Origin of the sequence: Variovorax sp. CCNWLW235 (genome assembly GCF_037204085.1) — a bacterium.
Taxonomy (GTDB): domain Bacteria; phylum Pseudomonadota; class Gammaproteobacteria; order Burkholderiales; family Burkholderiaceae_C; genus Variovorax.
On the sequence record NZ_JBBCBW010000021.1, the window covers coordinates 93,985 to 103,863 of the forward strand.

Consider the following 9,879-nt stretch of genomic DNA (forward strand, 5'->3'; position numbering starts at 1 on the left):
TTTTCTTTTCAGTGAGCTTGTTCGACGGCGAGGTTGTTGAGCAGATGCTGGAAGGCCTCGACCGCGAGCTGAATGTCGTCGTTGGTGCTCGATTCGAGCGGGTTGTGGCTGATGCCCGAGTTGATGCCGCGCACGAAGAGCATGGCCTGCGGCATCACCTCGTGCAGCTTCATGGCGTCGTGGCCGGCGCCGCTGGGCATGCGGAAGAGCGGAATGCCGAGGGCATCGACCGCCTTTTCCCAGCGCTGCTGCCATGCGGGGGCGCTCGGTGCGGCGGAGGCCCGCATGCTTTCCTCGATTTCATAGCGCACACCGCGGCGTTCGCAGATGGCCTTGAGTTCGGCGAGCACGTCGGCGGTCAGCGCATCGCGCTGCGCATTGTTCGGTGCGCGCAGGTCGAGGCTGAACTTGCAGCGCCCCGGCACCACGTTGATCGAGCCGCTGGGCACTTCGAGCATGCCCACGGTGCCGACCGAATCACCGTCTTTCGCGGCGCGCTGCTCGGTGTAGAGAATGAGTTCTGCCACCGCGGCGGCCGCGTCGCGGCGGCGATCCATGGGCGTGGTGCCGGCATGGCTGGCCGTGCCGATGATCTCGCCCACGTAGCGCACGCCGCCGTTGATGGCCGTGACGATGCCCAGCGGCAGGTCGAGCTCGGTGAGCACCGGGCCTTGCTCGATATGCACTTCGACAAAGCCGAGATACCGCACCGGGTCGCGCTGGATCTTCGGAATGTCGGCCTCGTCCAGCCCCGCATGCTTCATGGCTTCGCGCATGGTGATGCCGTCGGCGTCCTTCTGGTCAAGCCAGCGCGGATCGAAGTGGCCGATGAGCGCGCCCGACCCCAGGAAGGTGGCCTTGTACCGCTGGCCTTCTTCCTCGGCAAAGCCCACCACCTCGAAGGCGAAGGGCAGGCGCCTGCCCTGGCGCTTGAGTTCGCGCACGCAGGCCATCGGCACGAAGATGCCCAGGCGCCCGTCGTACTTGCCGCCGTTGCGCACGGTGTCGTAATGCGAACCGGTGAGCAGCGTCTTGGCATCGGGCGTTGCACCTTCGTACCGGCCGACCACATTGCCGACCGCATCGATGTGCACGGAGTCGAAGCCGCAATCGCGCATCCAGCTCGAAATCTGCTGCGCGCAGGCGCGGTGCGCATCGGTCAGGTAGGTCACGGTGAGCTGGCCTTTTTCGGCGTAGCCCGGGTCGGTGTGCGCCGAGAGCGTTTCGTGCCAGTCCCACACGTCGTTGCCGAGCGAGATGTCGGCGCCGAACTTGTCGTCCAGGCGAATCTCGGCAATGCGGTGGATGTTGCGCAGCGCTTCGCCAAGCTCGAATTCAGGGTGATTGAACAGCCGGCGCTCGAAGGTGTCGATGATCTCGCGCTTCGAAAGACCCGTGCCGCGCGGCCCGCGCACCGCAAGAATGAAGGGAAAGCCGAACTTCGCGTTGTAGTCGGCGTTGAGCTTCTGGATCTTCGCGAATTCTTCGGGTGTGCAGTCGGTGAGGCCGGCCTTGCTCTGCTCGTTGGTCGATTCGGCCGTGAGCGTCTTGCTGATCATGGCCTTGCCTGCAAGCTCGGGGTGGGCGCGAATGAGTCCGATCTTTTCGTCGGCCGACGAGGCGGCCAATGCCTGCACCAGTGCATGCTTCAGATGCGCGAGCGAGCGGAAGGGGCGCGCGGCGAGTGCACGCTGCGCAATCCAGGGCGAATGCTCGTAGATGCCGTCGAGCAGGGCCACGGCTTCGGCCGGTACGGCCGCGTTGAGTTGGGCAATGGTGAGGCTCATGGTCAGCTTCCTGAGGCGGCAGATTCGAAGGGATGCGTCTGCTTCCAGTGGCGCGCGATATCGACGCGCCGGCAGACCCACACGCGGTCGTGCTGGCTAATGTGGTCGAGAAAGCGCTGCAGCGCGGTAATGCGGCCGGGCCGCCCGAGCAGCCGGCAGTGCATGCCGATGCTCATCATCTTGGGGCTGTTGTCGCCGGCGGGGTCGCCTTCGGCATAGAGCGCGTCGAAGGTGTCCTTCATGTACTGGAAGAACGGGTCGGCGTGCGAGTAGCCCTGCGGCAGCGCAAAGCGCATGTCGTTGCAGTCGAGCGTGTAAGGCACGATGAGCTGCGGCACCACGCTGCCGTCGGTCTTTTGCACCTTCATCCAGAAGGGCAGGTCGTCGCCGTAGTAGTCGCTGTCGTATTCGAAACCGCCGTAGTCGGCCACCAGGCGCCGGGTGCGCGGGCTGTCGCGGCCGGTGTACCAGCCCAGGGCGCGCTCGCCCGTCAGCTTTTCGATGGCTTCCATGCCCAGGCGCATGTGCTCGCGCTCGGTGGCTTCGTCCAGGTTCTGGTAATGAATCCAGCGCCAGCCGTGGCAGGCGATTTCATGGCCCAGTTCCTTGAAGGCGGCGGTGAGCTCGGGGTAGCGCTCGAGCGCCATGCCCACGCCGAACACCGTGAGCGGCAGGCCGCGCTTTTCGAACTCGCGCAGGATGCGCCACACGCCGGCACGCGAGCCGTATTCGTAGATGCCTTCCATGCTGATGTGCCGGTCGGGAAAGCTGGCCGGGTTGAACATCTCGGAAAGGAACTGCTCGGAGCCCGCGTCGCCATGCAGCGTGGCGTTCTCGCCGCCCTCTTCGTAGTTGAGGACGAACTGCACCGCAATGCGCGCGCCGCCGGGCCATTGGGCATGCGGCGGGTTACGGCCGTAGCCGACGAGGTCGCGCGGGTAGGTCAGGGTGGTGTCGTAGACGGTCATGGAATGTTCAGGACAGTGCAAGCGAGATGTCGTTGGTCGGAACCTTGCGGTCGAACGTGAGGTTGGCCTCGACGTGTTCCAAGTGTTCGGTCATGAGGCGCACGGCGCGCTCTTCGTCGCGTGCGGCCAGCGCCTTCACGATGTCGGCGTGCTCGTCGTTGGAGTGCTCGGCCGCGCTGGTGCTCTGGTACATGAGCGTGATGAGCGCGCAGCGCGAGATCAGCTCGCCGAGAATTTGCGCCAGCACCTGGTTGCCCATGAGTTCGGCCATGCGTACGTGAAAGTCGCCCAGCAACTCGGTGCGGCCCGAAATGTCTTCGCCCGACACGGCGGACTTTTCGAGCGCCACGTGTTCCTTCAGCGCCTTGATTTTTGCGGGCGTGACGGTGCGCACGAACTCGCGCGTCATCTCGGCCTCGAGCATGCGGCGCACCGCGAACACCTGGCGCGCCTCATCGACAGCCGGTGCCGCCACGAAGGCGCCGCGCGCGGGCTCGAGGCGGATGAGCTTGTTTTGCGACAGCTGGAACAAGGCCTGGCGCACCAGCGTGCGCGACACACCGAAGTGGTCGGCCAGCTTTTGCTCGGCCAGCTTGGTGCCGGGCTGCAGCCGGTGCTCGACGATGGCCTTGGTGAGCGCGTCGACGATCGAACGGGTGGTGGAGGACTCCATGTTTTTCATGATAGACCCAAAGCCGGTAACTGTATACACTTTTGTCCACCGGAATTTCCCGCCCCGACCGGAACATCAAGGTTCCATCATTGAAGGAGCGCCCCATGGGCCTGAGCACCCACGTACTCGACACAATGCACGGCGGCCCCGCCGCCGGCATGGAGGTGGTGCTGTACACCACCCAAGGCGACACCGCAACGCTGGTGAAGCGGTTCACGCTGAATTCGGACGGCCGCAGCGACGGGCCGCTTTACGACAACGACTCGCTCAAGGCCGGCACCTACCGGCTGGTGTTCGACGTGGCGGGTTATTTCAAGGCGCGCGGCGTGAAGCTGCCCGAGCCCAATTTCCTGAACAAGGTCTCGCTGGACTTCGGCGTGGCGCACACCGATCAGCACTACCACGTGCCGCTGCTCGTGAGCCCGTGGAGCTACTCCACGTACCGCGGCTCCTGAGGGTCAGTCGCCTTGCAGCTGCCCTTCAGTGAGCGTGTCGAGCTGGAAGCGCCCGCTCTTGTCCCACAGCCAAGTGTCGGTCCACGTGACCGCACCGAGGCGCGTGGCCGCAGGGAAGGGCGCGGCCTGCAGCACGAAGCGTTCGATCTCGGCGATGACCTCGGGCGCATGCTTGGGCGCACGCATCCAATGCAGCGACACCACCTTGCCGCCGGCATCGAGGTTGACCTGCAGCGTGCCGACGGCGTACAGCAGGGGCGGCAACTGGCCGCTGTAGATGCGCGACCTGTTGGCTTCGTAGATGTGGCGCGCGGCGTCGCGGCGGTACTCGCGCGCGGTGGCCGCATTCGATGCGCGGGGCGCGGCGCCAGCCCCGCCGCGATCGGTCTTGACGTCGCTCAACTGTCCCGGAACAGTGCCGGTGCTCCCGCAGCCGGCAAGCCAGAGAGCGCAAGAAAGAACGGATGCCGCCAAGGCAAGGCGACGGGGCGTAAGCTGACGATTCATCGCCGGGTTTATACCGTGAGTCTCGTGCAACCCCGCAACCGAAGGTATCGGAAATGAACGGCATGGTCGATCAGTTGCTGGCGCGCCTTGTGCGCGAAGACGCGGTGCTGGTGCGCGTCGAATCGACCCAAGGATCGGCGCCGCGCGAAGCCGGCACCTGGATGGCGGTGTGGGCCGAGGGCCTCACGGGCACCATCGGCGGGGGGCAGCTCGAGTTCCAGGCCACGCAGGAAGCGCGCGAACTGCTCGCGGGGCGGCGCGCCATCGACGGCGTCGAGCGCTACCCGCTCGGCCCGAGCCTGGGCCAGTGCTGCGGCGGCGTGGTGTTTCTCTCGTACCGGCGCATCACGGCCGCCGACGCGCCGGCGCTGCAACGCGACCTGGTCGCGCAACTCAAGCCCGTGGCGCTGTTCGGCGGCGGCCACGTGGGCGCGGCGCTCGCGCGGCTGCTGGCCAGCCTGCCGTTTACCGTGCGCTGGATCGACAGCCGCGACGGCGTGTTCCCCGACGCGCTGCTGGCGCAGATCGACACCGAGCACTCCGAGCCCGTGCAGGACGCCGTGGCCGCCCTCGCACCGGGCAGCCGCGTGCTGATCATGAGCTTCAGCCATGCCGAAGACCTGGACATCGTCATCGCCTGCCTCAAGCGCTTGCGCGAGCGCGGCGACCTTCCGTACATCGGCCTGATCGGCAGCAAGACCAAGTGGGCCACCTTCAGCCACAGGCTCGAGGCACGGGGCTTCACGCCTGACGAGTTTGCCCGCATCACCTGCCCGATCGGCGTGCCCGGCATCACGGGCAAGGAGCCGGAAGTGATCGCCGTAGCGGTGGCGGCACAGTTGTTGCAATCGCTGGGTTGAACAGGGTTTTCCCGGCGGCAACGCCTTCAAAAAAGCAACCCGCCACTTGCCAAAACTGTATACACTTTCGGTCCACAACAAGCCGCAGCGGAGCGAGGCCCATTTCATGGAGCCTGCGTTCGCGGCACTTTCTCTGCTTACAGCGCCCGCAGTGGTGAGCAGGCTGAAGAAACCCCTTTGCGGCGCCCCCACGCGCCCAGGGGGTTGAGAGAGAGCACCCACACATGGAAAGCTATTACCTCGACTGGGCCAACCTGCTGCTGCGCTGGGTCCACGTCATCACCGCCATTGCCTGGATCGGCGCCTCCTTCTACTTCGTGATGCTGGACAACAGCCTCGAGAAGCCGCAAGACCAGGAGTCGCTCGACAAAGGCGTGGGCGGCGAGCAGTGGGCCGTGCACGGCGGGGGCTTCTACAACATGCAGAAGTACGCGCTGGCGCCCAAGAAGCTGCCGGACCATCTGCACTGGTCGTACTGGGAGAGCTACAGCACATGGATCACGGGCTTTGCGCTCTTCACCATGTCGTACCTGTGGAATGCCAGCACCTACCTGATCGACAAGTCGAAGATGGACTGGCAGCCCGGCGCCGCCATCGGCGTGGCACTGGCCTTCTTCGTCGTGTTCTGGATGGTGTACGACGGCATCTGCCAGATCTTCGGCCGCCGCAAGAACGGCGACACCATCGTGGGCGTGCTGATCGCCATCTTCATCGTCTTCGCAACCTGGCTAGCCTGCCAGTGGTTCGCGGGCCGCGCGGCCTTTTTGCTGGTGGGCGCCATGATGGCCACCACGATGAGCGGCAACGTCTTCTTCTGGATCATTCCGGGCCAGCGCAAGAACGTGCAGGCACTGCGCGAAGGCCGGCCGGTCGATCCGGTGCACGGCCAGCGCGGCAAGCAGCGCAGCGTGCACAACACCTACTTCACGCTGCCGGTGCTGTTTGCCATGCTGAGCAACCACTACAGCTTTACCTACACGCACAAGTACAACTGGATCGTGCTGCTGCTCATCATGCTGGGCGGCGCGGCCATTCGCCAGTTCTTCGTGGTGCGGCATCGCTTCAAGCTCGGCAACGCGGGCAACCCGCTGCCTTATGCGCTCATCGGCATCGTGGTGCTGGGGCTCACCATCGTGTGGATGAAGCCCGAGCCGGCCGCGGCGCCCGCGGCTGCCGCAGCAGCGCCCGCCGTGGCGTTCAAGGACGTGCAGAAGGTGCTCGAGCAGCGCTGCTTCATGTGCCACGGCGCCGCCGTGCAAATGAAGAACGTGCGCGTCGACACGCCCGACCAGGTGGCGGCGCATGCCCAGGCCATCTACCAGCAGGTGGTGGTCACCAAGATCATGCCGATGAACAACACAACAGGCATGACGGATGAAGAGCGCGCGTTGATCGGCCGGTGGTTCCAGGCGGGCGCCAAGACCAACTAGGTAGAGAGACAGAAGAGATAGACCGCGGTCAAGAGAGCCGGCCGCCGTTCGCCGCACAATTGCCGGATGGAGACAAAGCAAGCCATGACCGCATCGAGCCCTTCTTTCGGCCCCACCCCCGATCCGCGCGAAGCACCGCGCGCCTTCCTCGAACATCTCTACCGCGTGGCGGTGGACCGCGCATTGCCGCTTTCCACCCTGGGTGCCCATCTGCCGAAGCCGCCCAGGGGCCGCACGCTGGTGCTCGGCGCGGGCAAGGCGGGCGGCTCGATGGTGCAGGCGCTCGAAGCCCTGTGGCCGGCCGACGCGCCGCTGTCGGGCCTGGTCGTCACGCGCTACGACCACATTCCGCCGCGGCCCGAAGGCGTGGCCCAGCGCATCGAACTCGTCGAGGCGGCGCATCCTGTGCCCGATGCGGCGGGGCAGCAGGCGGCCGAGCGCATCCTCGCGCTCACGCAAGGCCTCACGGCCGACGACCTGGTGCTGTGCCTGATCTCGGGCGGCGGTTCGTCGCTGCTGGTGCTGCCCGCGGAAGGCCTCACGCTGGAAGACAAGCAGCGCATCAACAAGCAACTGCTCGACAGCGGCGCGCACATCGGCGAGATGAACTGCGTGCGCAAGCACCTCTCGCGCATCAAGGGCGGCCGGCTGGCTGCGGCCTGTGCGCCGGCGCGCGTGGTCACGCTCACCATCAGCGACGTACCGGGCGACGATGCGGCCGTCATTGCGAGCGGCCCCACTGTTCCAGATGCCACCACCTGCGCCGATGCGCTGGCCATTCTCGACCGCTACGGCATCGAGGTGCCGGCGCCGGTGCGCGCCCAACTCGAAAGCGGTGAACTCGAAACGCCGAAGCCGGGCGATGCGGTCTTCAAGGGCCATGAAGTCCACATGATCGCCACGCCGCAGCAGTCGCTCGAAGCCGCGGCCAAGGCGGCACGCGAAGCCGGCATCGAGGCGCACATCCTCAGCGACGAAATCGAAGGCGAATCGCGCGAGGTGGGCAAGGTGCACGCCGCGCTGGCCCGCGCGGTGGCGAATCGCGACCAGCCCTTTGCGCGGCCGTGCGTCATTCTTTCGGGCGGCGAAACCACCGTCACCATCCGGCCGCGACAGCCCGGGCAGGCCAAAGGCAGGGGCGGGCGTGCCGGCGAGCTTTGCATGGGGCTGGCCGGCGCGCTCATGGGCCAGCCGCAGGTGTGGGCGCTGGCCGCGGACACCGACGGCATCGACGGCGTGGAAGACAACGCCGGCGCCTTCGTTGCGCCCGACACGCTGGCGCGCGCCACGGCAGCCGGCCGCAAGCTGTCGGACCACTTGGACCGCAACGACGCGTACGGTTATTTCGACGCAATCGGCGACCTGTTCGTGACCGGGCCCACGAACACCAACGTCAACGACTTCCGCGCGCTGCTGATCCTGTAGAGGCAAAAAGGGCCGGTTTCCCGGCGCCTGCGGGCTTCGCGAACTCGGGTTAATCTATGCACCCGGCGGCAAATTGCCGCCGCTGTCGCCAGCGCACCTTCCGGGTGCCGCGCCGCGCACCCCAGATTTTCCCCTTTTCACCATCATCCAGTCCCGAAGGAAAAGTTCGCCATGACCGCCACCTACACCGACACCCGCCTGCTGATCGACAACGAATGGGTCGACGCCACTGGCGGCAAGACGTTGGACGTCGTGAACCCGGCCACCGGCAAGGCCATCGGCAAGGTGGCGCATGCCAGCATTGCCGACCTCGACCGCGCCCTGGCCGCCGCCCAGCGCGGCTTTGAAAAGTGGCGCAACACGCCCGCCAACGAGCGCGCCGCCGTCATGCGCCGCGCCGCCGGCCTGATCCGCGAACGCGCCCCTGAAATTGCCAAGCTGCTCACGCAGGAACAAGGCAAACCGCTGGCCGAAGCCAAGGGCGAGACGCTGGCCGCCGCCGACATCATCGAATGGTTCGCTGACGAAGGCCGCCGCGTCTACGGCCGCATCGTGCCCTCGCGCAACCTGGCCGCGCAGCAACTGGTGATCAAGGAGCCGCTGGGCCCCGTCGCCGCCTTCACGCCCTGGAACTTCCCCATCAACCAGATCGTGCGCAAGCTCGGCGCCGCACTGGCCACCGGCTGCTCCTTCCTGGTGAAGGCGCCTGAGGAAACCCCGGCATCGCCCGCCGCGCTGCTGCAAGCCTTTGTCGATGCCGGCATTCCGCCCGGCACCGTGGGCCTGGTGTTCGGCAACCCGGCCGAAATCTCGAACTACCTGATCTCGCATCCGATCATCCGCAAGGTCACCTTCACGGGCTCCACGCCGGTCGGCAAGCAACTGGCCGCGCTGGCCGGTGCGCACATGAAGCGCGTGACCATGGAACTGGGCGGCCACGCCCCGGTCATCGTGGCCGAAGACGCCGACGTGGCCCTGGCCGTCAAGGCCGCGGGCGCCGCCAAGTTCCGCAATGCGGGCCAGGTCTGCATTTCGCCCACCCGCTTCCTGGTGCACAACAGCCTGCGCGAAGAATTCGCCCGCACGCTGGTCAAGTACACCGAAGGCCTGAAGCTCGGCGACGGCCTGGCCGAAGGCACGACCATCGGCCCCCTCGCCAACGCACGCCGCCTCACGGCCATGGCCCATGTGCTGGACGATGCGCGCAAGAAGGGCGCAACCATTGCCGCCGGCGGCGAACGCGTCGGCGACACGGGTAACTTCTTCGCGCCCACGGTGCTGACCGACGTGCCGCTCGATGCCGACGTGTTCAACAACGAGCCCTTCGGCCCCATTGCGGCCATTCGCGGTTTCGACACGCTCGAAGAAGCCATCGCAGAAGCCAACCGCCTGCCGTTCGGTCTGGCAGGCTACGCGTTCACCAAGTCGATCAAGAACGCGCACCTGCTGAGCCAGCGGCTCGAGCTCGGCATGCTGTGGATCAACCAGCCAGCCGCGCCTTCGCCGGAAATGCCGTTCGGCGGCGTGAAGGATTCGGGCTACGGCTCCGAAGGCGGCCCCGAGGCGCTCGAGGCTTACCTGAACACCAAGGCTGTTTCGATCATGAGCATCTGAGCGGTTCGTTCAGATCGCCTAGTGCTTTGGGAAAGGCGGCATCGCTTTGGCGGTGCCGCTTTTTTTTGTGCTGTCGTTGTTCAGTTCAGGGCGGCGCACCCGCCGACGGGGTACCTTTCTCCGCGAATGTCCCCCGGCCTGCGGCCTCCTCCTTTATTTC

Annotated in this window: 9 protein-coding genes; 5 read left to right on the forward strand and 4 right to left on the reverse strand. The window is 66.2% G+C overall.

Annotation, left to right across the window (positions count from 1 at the left end; all coding sequences use genetic code 11):
- Positions 1 to 8: 8 nt before the first annotated feature.
- Genes uraD through V9L21_RS20845 form a run of 3 tightly spaced genes read right to left on the reverse strand, consistent with a single transcriptional unit; the run spans position 9 to position 3,428 of the window.
- Complete coding sequence (gene uraD, locus V9L21_RS20835; RefSeq protein WP_337314820.1) at positions 9 to 1,787, reverse strand: 2-oxo-4-hydroxy-4-carboxy-5-ureidoimidazoline decarboxylase; 1,779 nt, start codon at positions 1,785 to 1,787, stop codon at positions 9 to 11.
- Positions 1,788 to 1,789: 2 nt separating this feature from the next.
- Entirely contained in the window at positions 1,790 to 2,755 is a 966-nt protein-coding gene (puuE, locus tag V9L21_RS20840) for an allantoinase PuuE (protein WP_337314821.1), read from the reverse strand.
- A gap of 7 nt (positions 2,756 to 2,762) precedes the next feature.
- On the reverse strand, positions 2,763 to 3,428 hold the full coding sequence (locus V9L21_RS20845) for a GntR family transcriptional regulator (protein WP_225612662.1): 666 nt from the start codon (positions 3,426 to 3,428) through the stop codon (positions 2,763 to 2,765).
- Between the two features lie 104 nt (positions 3,429 to 3,532).
- Between V9L21_RS20845 and uraH the strand changes: the two genes are divergently transcribed.
- A complete protein-coding gene (gene uraH, locus V9L21_RS20850; protein ID WP_337314822.1) occupies positions 3,533 to 3,883 on the forward strand; it encodes a hydroxyisourate hydrolase in 351 nt (116 codons plus the stop codon).
- Positions 3,884 to 3,886: 3 nt separating this feature from the next.
- Here uraH and V9L21_RS20855 read toward each other — a convergent pair whose 3' ends face one another.
- Positions 3,887 to 4,390: a hypothetical protein gene (locus tag V9L21_RS20855; RefSeq protein WP_258501785.1), complete on the reverse strand. Its 504-nt coding sequence runs from the start codon at positions 4,388 to 4,390 to the stop codon at positions 3,887 to 3,889.
- 53 nt (positions 4,391 to 4,443) lie between these two features.
- Here V9L21_RS20855 and xdhC point away from each other — a divergent pair, with 53 nt between their 5' ends.
- The 4 genes from xdhC to V9L21_RS20875 all read left to right on the forward strand — a co-directional run bounded on the left by xdhC (position 4,444) and on the right by V9L21_RS20875 (position 9,719).
- Positions 4,444 to 5,250, forward strand: coding sequence for a xanthine dehydrogenase accessory protein XdhC (gene xdhC, locus V9L21_RS20860; protein WP_337314823.1), 807 nt, complete (start codon positions 4,444 to 4,446; stop codon positions 5,248 to 5,250).
- 224 nt (positions 5,251 to 5,474) lie between these two features.
- Positions 5,475 to 6,680: a urate hydroxylase PuuD gene (locus V9L21_RS20865; RefSeq protein ID WP_337314824.1), complete on the forward strand. Its 1,206-nt coding sequence runs from the start codon at positions 5,475 to 5,477 to the stop codon at positions 6,678 to 6,680.
- Positions 6,681 to 6,764: 84 nt separating this feature from the next.
- A complete protein-coding gene (locus V9L21_RS20870; RefSeq protein WP_337314825.1) occupies positions 6,765 to 8,105 on the forward strand; it encodes a glycerate kinase type-2 family protein in 1,341 nt (446 codons plus the stop codon).
- 171 nt (positions 8,106 to 8,276) lie between these two features.
- On the forward strand, positions 8,277 to 9,719 hold the full coding sequence (locus tag V9L21_RS20875; protein WP_337314826.1) for an NAD-dependent succinate-semialdehyde dehydrogenase: 1,443 nt from the start codon (positions 8,277 to 8,279) through the stop codon (positions 9,717 to 9,719).
- Positions 9,720 to 9,879: the final 160 nt, after the last annotated feature.